Origin of the sequence: Planktotalea frisia (assembly GCF_001890925.1) — a bacterium.
GTDB classification, from domain to species: domain Bacteria; phylum Pseudomonadota; class Alphaproteobacteria; order Rhodobacterales; family Rhodobacteraceae; genus Planktotalea; species Planktotalea frisia.
Genome location: NZ_MLCB01000142.1, coordinates 17,632 through 33,571 on the forward strand (window position 1 = coordinate 17,632; position 15,940 = coordinate 33,571).

Below are 15,940 nucleotides of genomic sequence, written 5' to 3' on the forward strand. Positions count from 1 at the left end.
GGGGCAGGTATGGCCGCGCAATCACGCATCATCGCGGTTCTTGGGCCGACCAATACGGGCAAAACCACCTACGCGATCGAGCGTATGTTGGCGCATCGCACTGGCGTGATTGGTCTGCCTTTGCGCCTGCTCGCACGCGAAGTTTATGACCGCATTGTCGCGTTGCGTGGGCCATCAGTTGTGGCTCTGGTCACAGGTGAAGAGCGTATCGTTCCGCCGCGCACGCAATATTGGGTGTGCACTGTTGAAGCGATGCCGCAGGGCATGGGGGCTGATTTCCTAGCCGTCGACGAAATCCAGCTTTGCGCCGATCCCGAGCGCGGGCATGTTTTTACCGAACGATTGCTCAGCGCACGGGGCCTGCAAGAGACGCTTTTCATGGGTGCGGACACAATGCGTGGCCCGATCCAATCCTTGATTCCCGACGCTCAGTTTGTTGCGCGAGAGCGCATGAGCCAGCTTGCTTATTCCGGCCCTAAAAAGATTTCGCGCATGCGTCCGCGCAGCGCAATCGTTGGGTTTTCCGTCGAAAACGTCTACGCCATTGCCGAATTGATCCGCCGCCAAAAGGGCGGTGCAGCGGTTGTTATGGGTGCACTTTCTCCGCGAACGCGCAACGCGCAGGTCGAGATGTATCAAAACGGGGACGTAGATTTTCTAGTGGCGACCGATGCGATTGGCATGGGGCTTAATCTTGATATTGATCACGTCGCGTTCTCGTCTCTCAGTAAGTTTGATGGCCAACGCATGCGGCCTCTCATGGCCAACGAGCTTGCTCAAATCGCAGGTCGGGCAGGGCGCGGGATGAAGCCGGGTACGTTTGGTGTCACTGGCGAAGCACCTGCGCTGCATGATGAACTCGCACGCGCCATCACGGAACATCGTTTTCAACCTGTCGGCAAACTCCAATGGCGTAACCCGAAACTGCAAATGGGTCGCCTTGATGCGCTGATCGCGTCGCTGGAACAGCCTAGTCACGATGATCGCTTGGTGAAATCGCGCGAAGCAGATGATTTGCGTGTCTTGAAAACCCTTGCGGGTGAGGCTGAAGTCTCTGCGCGCGCAAGCGACGCTAAATCAGTGCAGCTTTTGTGGGACGTGTGCCGCGTGCCTGACTTTCGCGGCATTAGCAATTCCGAACACGCCAACCTGTTAGAGGGCATTTTCAACTACCTGCACGAATCCGGCCGCATCCCCGATGACTGGCTCGCGCGTCAGATCAAGCGCATTGATCGAGTGGAGGGGGATATTGACACGCTCTCCAAACGGCTCGCGTTTATTCGCACTTGGACCTACGTGGCGCAGCGTTCTGGTTGGACAAATGACGAAAATCATTGGCGTTCTCAGACGCGCGCTGTAGAAGACCGCTTGTCAGATGCGCTGCACGAGCGTTTGACCCAAAGATTTGTGGACCGGCGCACATCCGTGCTTTTGCGCCGGCTCAAACAAAAGGAGGCCCTTTTGGCCGAAGTGAACGATAAAGGTGAAGTGACCGTCGAAGGTGAATTCGTGGGTCGCTTGGAAGGTTTCCGTTTCTCGCAGGATAAGTCTGCGAGCGGGAATGAGGAAAAGACATTGCGCGCTGCGTCTGTGGCGGCTCTGACCCCACATTTCCATCTGCGCGCGGACCGTTTTTATAACGCTCCTGATACAGAGATCGATTTTACCGAGCAAGGCGGCCTCATGTGGGGCGAATACGCTGTTGGTAAGCTGGTCACTGGTCCAGAGGCGCTGAAACCGCAGGTTCAAGCCTTTGTCGATGACGAAGCTGGCACCGACGTGATCGAAAAGGTCACGCGCCGTTTGCAGCACTTCATTGATCGCAAGATTGCCTTGCATATGGAACCTTTGCTGAACCTTCAGCGCGATGAAGAGCTCTCCGGCATGGCGCGCGGATTTGGGTTCCGTTTGATCGAGAACATGGGTCTCGTTGCGCGTTCTGACGTCGCAGAAGATGTCAAAGCGCTGGATCAAGACGCACGCGGTGCGCTGCGTAAGCACGGCATCCGTTTTGGTCAGTTCACGATATTTATGCCTTTGCTTCTGAAACCAGCCCCCACGCGACTGCGTTTGGTGTTGTGGTCTTTGGCGTCAAGTCTTCAAGAATTCCCGGAATCGCCCCCCCCGGGTTTGGTCACAGTTCCATCCGATGAACATGCCCCTGCGGGTTACCATTTGATGTCAGGCTACCGCGCTGCGGGTGCACGCGCGATTCGCATCGACATGCTAGAACGCCTTGCAGATATGTTGCGCTCTGAGGACAGCCGTGGTGGGTTTGAAGGCAAAGCCGACATGCTCTCTATCACAGGCATGACGCTGGAGCAATTTTCGGATCTTATGCAAGGTCTTGGCTACAATGCCGAAAAGGGCGAGCGCGAGAAGGTGAAAGTGGCACCCGCCGTGAAGCCGGATGAGACCGCCAAGGTCGAAGACGCGCCAGTTGAAGCGACCGAAGTACCTGCGGCTGAAGCACCTGCTGAGGAAGCACCCAAAGAAGAAACGCCGCCCGAGATGGAGGTCTTTTACACCTTCACATGGGGCCGTGCGCGTCAGCAAAAGCACGCGGACAGCCGTCCTCGTAAGCAAGGCGGTGCTCCCAAAGGCAAGGGTAAGCCACGTGGGAAACCTCAAGCGGGTGGCAACAAGGCGCAAAATTTCTCGGCGCGCCCACCCAAGGCTGAGAAAAAGATCGATCCTGACAATCCGTTTGCAGCAGCGCTGGCAGGATTTGGAAAAAAGTGAGCGAAGCAGCTGAAAAGCTGCGCGCCGACAAATGGCTCTGGCAGGCGCGGTTCTTTAAGACCCGTAGCCTGTCGGCCAAACTTATCACCGGATCGCACCTGCGGGTGAATAGCGACAAGGTGGTCAAAGCGTCTGCCACGGTGAAGGTTGGCGACGTTCTCACATTCCCCCAAGGCAATCACATTCGCGTTATTCAAATCGATGGTATTGGCACGCGTCGTGGCCCTGCTATTGAAGCGCAGGCGCTCTATACCGATCTCAGCCCACCGCAACCGCGCGATATTGGCAAACCCTACGCAGAACGCGGCGGACGTCCAAGCAAAGCAGATCGCAAACTTGGCGCGCAAATCAAACGCGGAGAGCTTGAATGATCGCGGTTCTTGGATTAGCAAGTCCGCAACTCCATTGAGGCACCTCTTATGACCTACATTGTCAACGACAGCTGCATTGCTTGCAAATACACCGACTGCGTCGAAGTTTGTCCTGTGGACTGCTTCTATGAGGGTGAAAACATGTTGGTGATTCACCCGGATGAATGCATCGACTGTGGTGTGTGCGAGCCTGAATGCCCTGCTGATGCGATCCGTCCGGACACAGAGCCTGACATGGAAAAATGGGTTGAGTTCAACCGTAAGTACTCCGAGTTTTGGCCTGTCATCATCACCAAGAAAGACCCGCTTCCCGAAGCAGACGATCGTGACGGCGAAGAGGGCAAGTTAGAAAAGTATTTCTCTGAACAGCCGGGTGAGGGCGGTTAATCTGCCCCGAATCACTTGCTGTTGATTTGAAAGGGTGCCCCTGCGGCACCTTTTTGCGTTTACCCATAAGGCCTTGGGGTTTCAGCCTCATTAAGTGCGTTCAGATGCACCTCTGGCGAGGGGGGTAAATTTGTGTTATGGTGCATACCAGATGATGAATGATTGCCTGACACTGATCTGTTTCTGCCCACCCGCGAAATAGCATTTACACATGAAGCGTACCGCGCTGGCCGTTTGCCTGCGCGCTTCTTTTTGTTGTGTCCTGTGATCCTAAATGAGCTGAGGATAGCCCATAATGAGTAAGTCAAAGAAACTTGATTTTAGCGTCAACGAATTTGTTGTGTACCCTGCCCATGGCGTTGGCAAAGTGGTATCCGTCGAAGAGCAAGAGGTCGCAGACGTGAAACTCGAGCTTTATGTGATCGCGTTTGAAAAAGACAAAATGACCCTGCGCGTTCCGACTCATAAGGCAATCGATATTGGCATGCGCTCGCTCAGCACCGGCGACGAAGTTGCACACGCTATGAAGACGCTCAAAGGCAAAGCCAAAGTGAAACGCGCTATGTGGTCTCGCCGCGCGCAAGAATATGAGCAAAAGATCAACTCTGGCGATCTCATCGCGATTGCCGAAGTCGTGCGCGATTTACACCGCACGGACGATCAGCGTGAGCAAAGCTATTCTGAGCGTCAGCTTTATGAAGCAGCGCTTGAGCGTTTGACCCGTGAATTCGGTGCTGTTCAAGGTGGCGACGAAGACGGTGCTGCACGTCAGATTACTGACGTTTTGATGTCCCGAGTGGTTGCCGCGCCCGCTGCATAAGCGGGCCAGCCCATGACGGGAAGACGAAAGACCGCGCTTTTGGGAGGAAGCGCGGTTTTTCTATTTTGAGCGTTTCACCTGGCTAACTCGCAAGCACGGCAAGCAAAAGCGCCACTTCGCAAATTTGCTGACTGGCCCCACAAACATCGCCGGTTTGTCCACCAATCTTTGCGCGTGCCAACCTGACACAAACTAAAGTCGTGATAATTGCGACCAACACCAGTGCAAGGCCAAACAGGCCGAAACCCATTCCCAAAGCGACGGCCCCAATACTTGCCGCGATTTGCGCGGAATTTGCGTTGACGCGACCAACAGATTTCGAAAGCCCTGTGTCGCGGGCATGGGGCAACATGGTCATCACCGCTGGCATGACCGCGCGCGACGCAACGTGGATCGCGATCAATGGCAACACCCAACTATCCCAACGCAACATTTCCCAGATGACACCAAAGCGAAGCCCCATCGTAACCAGCAAAGCCAAAACACCATAGGTGCCGATTTGGCTGTCTTTCATGATCTTCAGGCGCATCGCAGGATCCCAGCCACCCCAGAATCCGTCTGCGCAATCGCCTAAGCCATCTTCATGCATGGCTCCAGTGACAATAATTCCCGTCGCGAGCGCAAAAGTCGCAGCGCACCAAAGCGGCAAGCCAATCCAAAGCGCGACCTGTGCTGCAATGCAGGCCAAAAGCCCTGTGACGACGCCGACCAAAGGATAGGCCCAAGCCGCCCGCGCGCTGTACGCATAGGCGTCATCATCCAGCTTGATCGGGAGCCGCGTCAGCAAACTGAGTGCGACTAAAGTATCTTTGAACAGGTCGTTTTGAGGTGCCAAAAGCGTCGTTCCTACCTTGTCACGGATGCGACTTTTGTTAAACATACAAGCATACCTGCTTACAATGAAAGAGCTGATCATGAGTGCATTTTCTTCCCTCTCCGAGTTTCGCACGCTACTTGCCGCGATGCCCTCGATCGACCAAAATGCGATGAGCGGCGCACAAGAGCGCAACGGCCAACTGACCAAACCTCCTGGTGCGCTTGGCCGTTTGGAAGAGCTAGCGATCTGGTATGGCGGCTGGCGCGGCACGGATCGTCCACGCGTTGGAAAGCGGCAAGTGATTGTTTTCGCAGGCAACCACGGTGTGACGGCGCAAGGCGTATCCGCTTTTCCAGCAGAAGTGACGGTGCAAATGGTTGCCAATTTTGAACATGGCGGCGCAGCTGTGAACCAGTTGAGCCGTGTGGCAGGTGCCGAGATGAGCGTACATGCGCTCGATCTCGACACGCCAACGGCGGATTTCACCAAAGACGCCGCAATGTCCGAGGCAGAGGTGGTCGCAGCACTCAAAACAGGTTGGGACGCGGTCGATTCCGACACCGAATTGCTTGTTGTTGGCGAAATGGGCATCGGCAACACAACATCCGCCGCCGCAATCGCCACTGCGCTTTTCGGCGGCGATGCAAGCGAGTGGACAGGGCGCGGAACTGGCGTCGATGATACCGGGTTAAGCAATAAAACGCGGGTTGTGTCCGAGGGCGCTGCTTTGCACGCAAGTGATGATGCGCTTGAGATTCTGCGCTGCCTTGGGGGTCGTGAATTGGCGGCGATGGCAGGCGCAATTGCGAGTGCACGCGCCAAACGCATTCCTGTGATTATGGACGGTTTCATCTGTACTGCTGCTGCGGCCTGCCTTGCGCAAGCTCAAGATGGTGCGCTTGATCACGTGGTTGCTGGGCATCTCAGCCAAGAGGGCGCGCATGGCAAGCTATTGGCCGCACTTGATAAAACGCCGCTATTATCCCTTGATATGCGTCTTGGCGAGGGCTCTGGCGCGACGCTTGCAATTAACATCCTTGTGGCTGCTGTGGAGTGTCATTCAGGCATGGCAACCTTTGCCGAAGCGGGTGTCGCCGCTGGCTAAGTTTCAGAACGACGCGTTTCAAGTAAAGTAAGGAGCGAGGCTTCCAAGTCTCGTTCCAACTCTTTAGCGCGCGCCACATATGCTTCGTTTTCACCAGAGGCTATATCTGGGTCCCAAACCTGCGCAAGCTCGCGGATCGCGTGACGGTCATGCGCATAGAAAGTTTTCTCTGCTTCAGCAGCTTCAAACTCTGACAAACCAATATTCTCTAAAACGTAGCGACCTGCGCGCAGTGAGCTGTCAAACATCTCGCGCACAATGTCGTTCGCACCCGCTTGATAGAGCCGGAACACATCACTGCGATCGCCTGCGCGCGCAATGATGTGCAGATCGGGCCGTTCTTTGCGCGCATACCGCACCATTTTTAGCGCGGCATCGCGATCATCAAGCGCGATGACCAACACGCGCGCGTCCGCCAAACCTGCGGCGCGCAAGACGTCAGGGCGAGTCGGGTCCCCGTAAAACCCTTTAAATCCAAAGCGGCGCATCAGCTCAATCGTCTTGAGATCATGATCGAGAACAACTGTTTTGAATCCAGCAGACCCGACCAAACGGTTCACAATCTGCCCAAAACGACCAACACCAGCGATGATTACAAGGCCTTCTTCATTTACCACATCATGTTGAATGTCTTGTAAATCGTTGCCGATGCGCTTGCCGATCACTTCCATCAAAATGAACAGTAGCGGTGTTATCAGCATCGAAAGCGCGATGATCAGTAAAATACGTTCGGACAAGCCAATGGGGATGACGTTCTGCGCCACGGAAAACGCGGTCAGGATGAAGCCAAATTCACCCGCTTGCGCAAGACCAAGGGTGAACAGCCAACGATCGCTGCCATAAAGTTTGAAGATATGCGAGAGCGCGTAAAGCACCAAACCTTTGACAAGGATCACCGCCAAAGTGGCCCCAAGGATCGCAGCGGGATCACGTTCAAGCACCGCAAAATTAATGCCCGCACCGACGGTGATGAAAAATAAGCCCAGCAAAAGACCTTTGAAGGGCTCGATATCCGTCTCAAGCTCGTGGCGAAATTCAGAATTGGCAAGGACAACTCCGGCCAAAAATGCCCCCAAAGCAGGGGACAGGCCAACGAGCAGCATCAAGAACGAAATGCCGACAACAATAAGCAAAGCGAGCGCGGTAAACATCTCGCGCAGATGGCTTGCATGGATGAAACGAAACACGGGGCGGGCAAGATAAACGCCTGCGAGAATGATTGCGCCGATTACAGCCAATGTGACAAGGGTCACGCCCCAACCGGGCAGGTCGGCGACAAGACTAAGATTAATATGATCCGAGGCGTGCGCGTCGTTTGCATGGCGTTCGATCGAGCCGTCAGGATTAAGCGACAGCGCCTTGGGCAAGGCAAGCAGCGGCAAAAGAGCCAGCATTGGAATGACGGCGATATCCTGTGTCAACAAAACCGAAAATGTCGAGCGCCCACCAGCCGTACGCATCAGCCCTTTTTCGGACAGCGTTTGCAGCACAATCGCAGTAGAAGAGAGTGCAAAGATCAAGCCGACGGCCAACGCAACCGACCAATAAAACCCGAATGCCATGGCACCACCCATGATCGCTACCGTCGTGAGCACAATTTGCAAGCCACCCAGTCCGATTAAGCGATGTCGCATATCCCAAAGCGCGCGGGGCTCAAGTTCCAAACCAATCAAGAAGAGCATCATCACGACGCCAAATTCGGCAAAGTGTTGCAGGTCTTTCGTCTCTGCTCCGACGAGCCCTAAAAGTGGGCCAATCAATATGCCTGCGGCGAGATAGCCCAGCACCGAGCCAAGCCCCAAGCGCGCAGCCACAGGCACCGCGATGACCGCAGCCCCGAGATAGATAGACGCAGAGTAGAGAAAACCTTCCATTCAAGTTCCTTTACGTTTGACGCACTCAGGTCGGAAGCGGCGCGTCCTGTTTTAATTGATCCATCACAATCTGGCTTTGAACCCTTGCCACAGTTGGATGCGGCAAGATCACATCATGGATCAGCACATTCAGCGCCGCCAAGTCCGCACAGTAGACCCGCAAGAGGTAATCTGCGTCACCTGTGAGGGTCCAAACACTTGTAATTTCGGGCCTTAACTCGATCATACGCGCAAAATTGCGGGCTTGTTCTGGGCCGTGGGTCGCCAAATGAACCTGCACAAACGCTTGAACATTCAACCCTATGCGCGCAGCATCTACATGGGCGCGATAGGTTTTGATATAACCTTCGGCTTCGAGCTTTTGACGCCTGCGACCTGCTTGGCTCGCGGACATATTGAGCCGCTCGCTTAAATCTTGCGCAGTCAGGTGGGCGTTTTCTTGCAAAGCAGCAAGAAGGTTTTTGTCAATTTGATCCAGCATGCGGGATTTTTGCGATTTTTACAGAATTCATGCGTATTCTTAACATCTAATTGTAACGATGCGATGACAAATGCGGAAAATCCGTATGCTAATGCGCTTATAGTATCAAAAATCGCCAAGTTTGCACAAGGATAAGAGATATGGGCCCGTTTCCACATGACGCTGAGCGCGCAACAATCAGCGACGAGAACCCTGCTGGAACCGATGGTTTCGAGTTTGTTGAGTTTGCCCATCCCGATCCACAGGAGCTGCGTAACCTGTTTGCCAAGATGGGCTACGCGCATACCGCGACCCATAAACGAAAAGCCATCGAGCTTTGGCAGCAAGGTGACATCACCTATATTCTGAACGCTGAATCCAACAGTTTTGCGGCGCGTTTCATTGAAGATCACGGCCCGTGCGCCCCTTCTATGGGCTGGCGCGTTGTGAACGCGCAGCATGCTTTTGAGCACGCCGTTGCGAAAGGCGCAGAACCTTATGTCGGTGATGACAAAACACTGGATGTGCCTGCAATTGTTGGGATTGGCGGTTCCCTCATCTATTTCGTCGAAAACTACTGGGCAACGACCCCTTACAACGAAGAGTTCGACTGGATCGCGAAAGCCAATCCCGAGGGTGTCGGCTTTCACTACCTCGATCATCTCACGCACAATGTGTTTAAAGGGAATATGGACAAATGGTTCGCCTTTTATGGCGATCTGTTCAGTTTTCGCGAAATCCGGTTCTTTGATATCGAAGGCAAGTTCTCAGGGTTGCTCAGTCGTGCGCTCACTTCTCCTTGTGGGCGCATTCGTATTCCCATCAACGAAGATCGTGGTGAAACCGGCCAGATCGTGGCATATCTTAAGAAGTACAAAGGCGAGGGGATTCAGCATATCGCCGTTGGTGCCAAAGATATTTACGACGCAACGGATGAAATTGCGTCGCGGGGTATCAAATTCATGCCAGGGCCGCCGGATGCCTATTACGATCTTAGCAAAACACGCGTTGCGGACCACGATGAGCCGCTGGAACGGATGAAAAAGCACGGCATTTTGATTGACGGCGAAGGGGTTGTTAATGGTGGCGAGACACGCATCTTGTTGCAAATTTTTTCAAAAACTGTGATCGGCCCGATCTTTTTCGAGTTTATCGAGCGCAAAGGTGATGACGGTTTTGGCGAAGGTAATTTCAAAGCGCTGTTTGAATCAATCGAGCAAGAACAGATTGATAGCGGGGAACTTGGCGGTGCGAGTTAACTAGCCTTTGGGCATGCGAAGCGTCACGTTGCGACCGCGTTTAGTATAGATCAACTGACCTTCACCAATCGCGGAGACGCGGCCGCCATCTACACGATCCCCGACCTTAACCTTTTTGTAACGCCCGCTGGACAGCCGCACCAAAGCGCGACGACTTGAGGGTTTTCCATAAACGCCGATCAAGTTCACGCGGCTGAGATTGATCGCGTTGCGCACAGTGGCGTTTTTCGCAACAGAGGCGCTGGATGGGATGCTCGGCTTTACAGTGCGCGGGGCAACAGCGGCGACTTGCGTTGCTTGCGGTTCTTCTTGCGCGCTTTGACGTTCGGCTTGTTTCTGGGCAAGTGCAACAACGCGCGCAAAATTGCGTGGGCGCGGTGCAGGTTTGCGCGACGCGGCAACGGCCAGACGTGTTGCCGGTGTTTGCGCAGCTTCTGCTTCTTCAACTTCTTTTTCGACCCGCGGTCGCAGCTTTGGGCGAATTTTTGCAAGCTCAGCGCGTGACACGCCGCCGAGTTGCGTACGCTCGGTATCTTCGACTAGCGTCTCTGGCCGCGTTTTAGGGCGCAGGGACGCTACTGTTCCATTGTCCAGCGCTTCTGGCTCTTCGGTGGTGTCAGGGGCCAATGCCGCGTTGCGAAGGCGCTCTGGAATTGCTGGGGGTACGCGCGCGGGACGCCCCAGAAATACCAAAGCACCCTCAGGCGTCGCCGCGCCGTCAGGTGTCGCAACAACAAGCCCGTTTTGATCAAATGCAAAATCGGAATTGGCAGGTGCAGGCGCTGCCGCAATGGCGGGCAAAACGTCCCGCGGTTGCCTCAAAGGCTCCATCGCGAAAGCATCTTGGCCCGTGATACGCGCATCGATCGAGGCCGTGTACACATCCTCAAGCGAGATCTTTGGTGGCAAGAGCGGCATTTCGGGGGTGGCCAGCCAAATACCAGTTGCGGCATATGTGGCTTCCGCTTCCTCAGGAGAAATGACAGCAGGCGCCGGTTCGGGCGCGACTTGCGTCAAACCGTCCTGTGCAAGGGGCAAGTCATCCGCCAAAATGTCGTTCTCGCCCGTATCCAAAGAGGCGAGTTCGATCAATTCTTCGGCACTGGGTTCGACGGATGCGTCAGGGTTTGGCAGCTCCGCAATCGCTTTGTCTCGGTCTGATCCACCGAAGAAACGCGCCAACCCGTCATCTAGAAAAACAGACGCCCAAGCGGCAACGCTGACAAGGAACAATAGCAAGATAGCGGTTAGGATCAGACCCAGAAAACGCGGCTTGCCACCAATCGCGATTGGCTCTTTCTTCTTTTTCGGCTTTCGTGCGCCGAACACGGTCATACGTTGCTTTTCGTCTTCGACGGATGCTTCGGCGGCAACAACTTGCGGCTCTGGGACAGGTGCCGCTTTTGTTTCGGCCTTTTTAGCACGTTTTGCCATCAAGCCGCGTGCGCCAGCTAGGGCGGCACCGCCAGCCGTTCCAGCAAGCGCGAAGGCTTTTGCCGCTGCTTTCGCACCGTTTTCTTTGAGAGCGTTAGGCGCTTTTTCCAAAGGTTCGACAGGTGGCGTGCTCGGCGCTCTTAGATCAGCAATGGGTGAGCCATCCGCAGCGCCGTGCATGGCTGCACCACCGCGAGGAGCCGCCGCAAAGCTTGCAGGCATCGGTGGGATGTCATCGTCAAACGCGCTGTCATCAAAGGCCGCGCCAGGACGAAGGCCGCCGAGTTTGCTATCAAGCGCTGTTTCATCGAGGGCCGCGTCAGACACCCCTGTAATCTGTGGTGTTGGTCCTGTGGGAGCCGCCGTGGCGCGAGTCGGCGCAGGCGCTTTCGGGGCTGGCGTCAGATCTACACCGCGTTCAGCGCCCCCAAGTTGCGGAGAGGCTTCTGCTGGCGTCGGATCAGTTGTCGCAACAGAAGGTTCGCGCACAGGAATAGGGAGCACTGGCTCGGTTTCAGGCGTACGGCGGCGTGATGAAAACCCTGCGACTGGGATATTCAACTCTTCCGGTATTTCCTCAACAGGATCCGGTTCTTTGACAACGGCGACAGCTTCGCCCGTCGCAATTGCGGGCTGTACATCCGCCTCAAGCGCCATGATGCCTTTCGATCGCGCTAATGCGCTCAATCCAAAGGTCGGCTCTTTCGGAAAATTCCCTTGCGTCGGAGCCGCGACAAATCCCATTGGTTCAAACCCATGCTCGGTCGCGAAGCTTTCTGCCTCTTGCAGGGTTTCTTTTGCAACAGCCGCGATATGAACGCTGCCATTCTCATTGGCGAAATCAAATTCGAGATCATCGACGGGGTAGGGCGTCGCACCATCAAGGGCTTTCAGGACGGCAGCCTGTAGCGCGTCCTTATCCAAGCCAACGGCGTCAACCGTTAGGTATTTAATCTGGTCATTGGGGATGATCAATTTGGTTTGAACAGGACCACTGCCAAGCGCCAGGGCTTTGTCGCGCAAAGCCGCCAATTCGCTCGTGAGATCAGCAGAACTAATGTCGACATCACCCACACGGCCCCATCCAGCAGCTTGCCGCTGCAAGAGTTGGATACCGCTGAACGAAAGCGACAATGCAAAATTCGGTCTCATACTTGTATTTTAGTCTCCCCAAACGCGCACTGGGAGTCGGTACGCGATTATGTGTTGAGTATAGCAGTTTCTTGCCGAAAGGAAAAAGTCCTGCCTGAGAGAAGTTAAAGCTACGTTTCCCCTATCTTCATGGCGTGGATTTTTGCCAAGGATCGCACCAGTGCTTGCGTCTAAACCCTATCGCTTGGCACAGTGAGCTGAGTTCATTTGGTTTTAAAGTTTACGAAAGGTATTACGATGTCCTTAAAAAATTGGGTTTTTTCGACCTTTTTTGCAATTAGTACAGTTCTCGCCCTGCCACTTCATGCTCAGACGCTTGGCGTGGCTAGGTCCGTAACCGTGATCGGATCCGGTCAAATCAGTGCGCCGCCGGATAAAGCTGTCATTACGTTGGGCGCACGCCATACTGCGAAAAGCGCGGCAGATGCACTGGCTCAGACAAGTGTCGCAGTGGCAGCGATTCTCTCTCGTATGGAGGAAATGGGGGTCGAAAAGCGCGATATGCAGACCTCGTCGCTGAACCTAAACCCGGTCTGGCGACAAGGGCAGCGCTATGACGATGAGGGCATGACGCTTGCTCCAATCGGGTTTGAAGCGTCCAATACGGTCACTGTCACGTTGCTCGATTTAGACAGCCTGGGCGCGGTGCTCGACAGTGTTGCACGCGATGGTGCGAATTCATTTTCCGGCTTCCGATTTGGTTTGATTGACCCGCAGCCTGTGCAAGATCGCGCCCGCGAAACGGCAGTTCAGGATGCGCGTCGCAAGGCGGAACTCTACGCGCACGCGGCGGGTGTTTCGCTTGGCGATGTCGTGCTGATCACCGAAGAACTTGGCGGTGGCACAAGCATACAGGCTCCCATGATGGAAATGTTAGCTGCGCGCTCTGGCGCGGTTCCGATTGCACAAGGCGAAGTGTCGCAAAGTGCGCGGGTTAAGATCATCTTTCAATTGACTGACTAAACAAAAGAAAAGGCCCGAAGGAATGCCTCGGGCCTTTCGAATTGCTCAGGCCGCAGCCCTTTACGCAGAGGCGGTCTTGATGGCCTGATCCAAGTCCGCGATCAGGTCTTCAGCATTCTCAATCCCAATGGAAATACGCACGACATTCGGACCCGCTCCTGCCGCTTCTTGCTGCTCTGGCGAAAGCTGTCGGTGGGTTGTCGATGCCGAGTGGATCACCAGCGAGCGTGTGTCGCCCAAATTGGCTACGTGGCTGAAGATCTCAAGGCTGTTCACCAGTTTGATGCAACCTTCATAGCCGGCCTTCAGCGCAAATGTGAACAAGCCGCCAGCACCTTTTGGGCAGATCTTTTCGACACGATGGTTATAGGGCGATGATTCCAGGCCAGCATATGTAACATACTCAACATGCTCGTTTTTCTCCAGCCAACTTGCAACCGTTTGCGCGTTCTCTACGTGGCGCTGCATCCGCAAAGAGAGCGTTTCGACGCCCATCAACGTGTAGTGCGCAGCTTGTGGGTTCATTGTCATGCCAAGGTCGCGCAGACCGATGGCGATGCCGTGGAACGTGTAGGCTAAAGGACCAAAAGTTTCAGCGAACTTGAGGCCGTGATAGGCTGGCTCTGGCGCGCTGAGGGACGGAAATTTGTCCGACGCTGTCCAGTCAAACTTGCCGCTGTCCACAACACACCCACCTGTGACCGTGCCGTTACCTGTGAGGTATTTCGTTGTGGAATGAACAACCAGCGTCGCGCCATGCTCGATCGGGCGGCACAGGTAGGGCGTGGCGGATGTGTTGTCCACGATCAACGGGATGCCTGCGGCGTCAGAAATCGCAGAGATCGCATCGAGATCGGTGATGTAACCGCCAGGGTTGGCAATCGCTTCGCAAAAGACCGCGCGCGTGTTGTCGTCGATGGCTGCTTTCACCGCGTCTTCATCGTCGAAATCTACGAACTTCGCTTCCCATCCGAAACGTTTGATCGTTTGGCTGAATTGCGTGATTGTGCCGCCATACAGACGAGTGGACGCCACAACATTCATGCCCGGCTGCATCAGTGGGAACAACGCCATGATCTGTGCCGCGTGACCGGACGAGCAGCAAACAGCGCCGACACCACCCTCTAATGTGGCGATGCGTTCTTGCAGAACGGCGACTGTGGGGTTCGTCAAACGCGAATAGATGTAGCCGACTTCTTGCAGGTTAAAGAGGGCGGCTGCATGCTCGGCGTCGCGAAAGACGTAAGCCGTTGTCTGATAAATCGGCGTGTTGCGGGCACCTGTTGTTGGATCAGGGCGTGCGCCTGCGTGGATTTGCAGTGTATCAAAGCCGTAGCTTGGTCCGTCGGTCATGGGAATTCCTCACATTGAAAAGAGCGTTGGGCATAGGTCTAGGCCAATGTTGCAAAGCTCACAACATCAAGGCTGTGTTTTGGAACAAGCGTTTTGAAAATCTGCAGTGTTGCGAAACAAATGTTTCTCAGTGGCTCAACGCATCCAGAAGTTATTTTTCTTGATCCTGTTGCGAATAGCTTGCTCTTTGCGCGGCATATCATCTTGGTCAAACAGGTCGCGAACTTTGTGACCACGCCCTTGGTAAACCATGCGCTTGATCACGTCAGAACCTTTGAGCACTTTTTTGATCTTGTTTGGTGCTGTGACGTCTTCGAGCACTTCAATGACACGGTCGCTTTCGCGCGCATAAAGCAGGGGCAGCATGCGGTAATGACAGCTTATCTCTCCATCGAGCAATCCGCGCGGTAGCGTGTGTTTGCCGCCGCCAAAGCTGTGAATCACGAGCGGCAAAGCAACTTGATCCAGCCAAGGATCCATCACTTGGCAAACCAATTCAGGTGGCGCGTCATCGCGGATGGCTTTGGCGTAGTCCAAGAAACGCGTGCCGAATTGCTGTGGGCATTTGTAAAAGAAATAGCCCGCATTGTAGTAAGGGTAGCGGCGCCAGTATTCATCTGGATGGTTCAGATCGAGCGCACTTGCAAAATCCAGATCGAACTTGTCGTAGAGTGATTTCCATGTGGCGCCGTAGCCGGGTCCGTAAAGTTCTAACTGTGGCCAAGTATTTTCACGTCTTAGCGACGCAGAAGGGCGCTCAAAATCAAAGGGCACGTCGCTCAGATTGCCTGTGATCAAAGTGTCCGTATCAAAGAAGACAAAATTCTCGTCTTTTGGCATTGCCGCGAGGGCTTCGATCTTGTTGCCGTAAGGATAGGTTTGCCCAAACACGCGGTTCTCGAATTGGATGAACTCGCCACCCAGTTCGATCAAAAGATCACGCAAATCCCCGTTTGGCAGGCGAGGATCGCGTTTCCAAAGAGGGCCCGGCATGGGTTCGGCAAGATATAGTTTGCCCGCGAAGTCAGGGTTGGTGTGGCGTAGGCTGGCTGCGAAAAGGGCGGCTTCATAGGCTAAACGGCCGTCCTGAACGACGATAACGATGTTAAAAATGCTGTTTTTCGCGCTTTTCTTGACCATGCTCGCCCTAGGTTCAGGACTCATAACCAGAATATGACGGTTGCAGCGAGGGCGATCGCTGAC

The 15,940-nt window shown here is 54.6% G+C and carries 13 protein-coding genes; 7 read left to right on the forward strand and 6 right to left on the reverse strand.

Translation table 11 applies throughout. The features are described 5' to 3' along the window. Positions 1-9 precede the first annotated feature (9 nt). From PFRI_RS11380 to PFRI_RS11395, 4 genes are all read left to right on the forward strand, one after another. Positions 10-2,742, forward strand: a complete 2,733-nt coding sequence (locus PFRI_RS11380; RefSeq protein WP_072630828.1) for a helicase-related protein — start codon at positions 10-12, stop codon at positions 2,740-2,742. Then, entirely contained in the window at positions 2,739-3,113 is a 375-nt protein-coding gene (locus tag PFRI_RS11385; protein ID WP_072630829.1) for an RNA-binding S4 domain-containing protein, read from the forward strand. Before PFRI_RS11380 ends, PFRI_RS11385 begins: the two co-directional genes overlap by 4 nt. 48 nt (positions 3,114-3,161) lie before the next feature. After that, a complete protein-coding gene (gene fdxA / locus PFRI_RS11390) occupies positions 3,162-3,500 on the forward strand; it encodes a ferredoxin FdxA (protein ID WP_072630830.1) in 339 nt (112 codons plus the stop codon). A gap of 295 nt (positions 3,501-3,795) precedes the next feature. Then, positions 3,796-4,320: a CarD family transcriptional regulator gene (locus PFRI_RS11395; RefSeq protein ID WP_072630831.1), complete on the forward strand. Its 525-nt coding sequence runs from the start codon at positions 3,796-3,798 to the stop codon at positions 4,318-4,320. 82 nt (positions 4,321-4,402) lie between these two features. On the opposite strand, the gene PFRI_RS11400 is transcribed toward PFRI_RS11395, so the two are convergent. Next, positions 4,403-5,200, reverse strand: a complete 798-nt coding sequence (locus PFRI_RS11400) for an adenosylcobinamide-GDP ribazoletransferase (RefSeq protein WP_072630832.1) — start codon at positions 5,198-5,200, stop codon at positions 4,403-4,405. A 34-nt stretch (positions 5,201-5,234) separates the two neighbouring features. Between PFRI_RS11400 and cobT the strand changes: the two genes are divergently transcribed. After that, positions 5,235-6,242 carry a nicotinate-nucleotide--dimethylbenzimidazole phosphoribosyltransferase gene (gene cobT, locus PFRI_RS11405; RefSeq protein ID WP_425439467.1) on the forward strand — a complete coding sequence of 336 codons (1,008 nt, stop codon included), beginning with the start codon at positions 5,235-5,237 and terminating at the stop codon, positions 6,240-6,242. Here the strand turns inward: cobT and PFRI_RS11410 are convergent. Next, positions 6,239-8,116 (reverse strand): monovalent cation:proton antiporter-2 (CPA2) family protein, encoded by a 1,878-nt coding sequence (locus tag PFRI_RS11410; protein ID WP_072630833.1) that lies wholly within the window; start codon positions 8,114-8,116, stop codon positions 6,239-6,241. The two genes, cobT and PFRI_RS11410, sit on opposite strands and share 4 nt — an antisense overlap. Positions 8,117-8,141: 25 nt before the next feature. Further along, complete coding sequence (locus tag PFRI_RS11415; RefSeq protein ID WP_072630834.1) at positions 8,142-8,597, reverse strand: Lrp/AsnC family transcriptional regulator; 456 nt, start codon at positions 8,595-8,597, stop codon at positions 8,142-8,144. Between the two features lie 140 nt (positions 8,598-8,737). Here PFRI_RS11415 and hppD point away from each other — a divergent pair, with 140 nt between their 5' ends. Then, entirely contained in the window at positions 8,738-9,835 is a 1,098-nt protein-coding gene (hppD, locus tag PFRI_RS11420) for a 4-hydroxyphenylpyruvate dioxygenase (RefSeq protein ID WP_072630835.1), read from the forward strand. On the opposite strand, the gene PFRI_RS11425 is transcribed toward hppD, so the two are convergent. Beyond that, positions 9,836-12,421, reverse strand: coding sequence for a hypothetical protein (locus PFRI_RS11425; protein ID WP_072630836.1), 2,586 nt, complete (start codon positions 12,419-12,421; stop codon positions 9,836-9,838). 237 nt (positions 12,422-12,658) lie between these two features. On the opposite strand from PFRI_RS11425, the gene PFRI_RS11430 reads away from it, so the two are divergent. Next, positions 12,659-13,384, forward strand: a complete 726-nt coding sequence (locus PFRI_RS11430; protein ID WP_072630837.1) for an SIMPL domain-containing protein — start codon at positions 12,659-12,661, stop codon at positions 13,382-13,384. Between the two features lie 60 nt (positions 13,385-13,444). On the opposite strand, the gene PFRI_RS11435 is transcribed toward PFRI_RS11430, so the two are convergent. Then, the gene (locus tag PFRI_RS11435) at positions 13,445-14,737 is read right to left on the reverse strand and encodes an O-acetylhomoserine aminocarboxypropyltransferase/cysteine synthase family protein (protein WP_072630838.1); all 1,293 of its coding nucleotides are present in this window, start codon (positions 14,735-14,737) and stop codon (positions 13,445-13,447) included. A gap of 135 nt (positions 14,738-14,872) precedes the next feature. Then, the gene (locus tag PFRI_RS11440; RefSeq protein WP_072630839.1) at positions 14,873-15,877 is read right to left on the reverse strand and encodes a GT-B fold glycosyltransferase domain-containing protein; all 1,005 of its coding nucleotides are present in this window, start codon (positions 15,875-15,877) and stop codon (positions 14,873-14,875) included. Positions 15,878-15,940: the final 63 nt, after the last annotated feature.

Bases quoted from the DNA above. Each gene is read 5' to 3' on its own strand.
- PFRI_RS11435 (WP_072630838.1), bottom strand. From the start codon at position 14,737: ATGACCGACGGACCAAGCTACGGCTTTGATACACTGCAAATCCACGCA.
- PFRI_RS11410 (WP_072630833.1), bottom strand. From the start codon at position 8,116: ATGGAAGGTTTTCTCTACTCTGCGTCTATCTATCTCGGGGCTGCGGTC.
- PFRI_RS11395 (WP_072630831.1), top strand. From the start codon at position 3,796: ATGAGTAAGTCAAAGAAACTTGATTTTAGCGTCAACGAATTTGTTGTG.
- cobT (WP_425439467.1), top strand. From the start codon at position 5,235: ATGAGTGCATTTTCTTCCCTCTCCGAGTTTCGCACGCTACTTGCCGCG.
- hppD (WP_072630835.1), top strand. From the start codon at position 8,738: ATGGGCCCGTTTCCACATGACGCTGAGCGCGCAACAATCAGCGACGAG.
- PFRI_RS11430 (WP_072630837.1), top strand. From the start codon at position 12,659: ATGTCCTTAAAAAATTGGGTTTTTTCGACCTTTTTTGCAATTAGTACA.
- PFRI_RS11380 (WP_072630828.1), top strand. From the start codon at position 10: ATGGCCGCGCAATCACGCATCATCGCGGTTCTTGGGCCGACCAATACG.
- PFRI_RS11440 (WP_072630839.1), bottom strand. From the start codon at position 15,877: ATGGTCAAGAAAAGCGCGAAAAACAGCATTTTTAACATCGTTATCGTC.
- fdxA (WP_072630830.1), top strand. From the start codon at position 3,162: ATGACCTACATTGTCAACGACAGCTGCATTGCTTGCAAATACACCGAC.
- PFRI_RS11425 (WP_072630836.1), bottom strand. From the start codon at position 12,421: ATGAGACCGAATTTTGCATTGTCGCTTTCGTTCAGCGGTATCCAACTC.
- PFRI_RS11415 (WP_072630834.1), bottom strand. From the start codon at position 8,597: ATGCTGGATCAAATTGACAAAAACCTTCTTGCTGCTTTGCAAGAAAAC.
- PFRI_RS11400 (WP_072630832.1), bottom strand. From the start codon at position 5,200: ATGTTTAACAAAAGTCGCATCCGTGACAAGGTAGGAACGACGCTTTTG.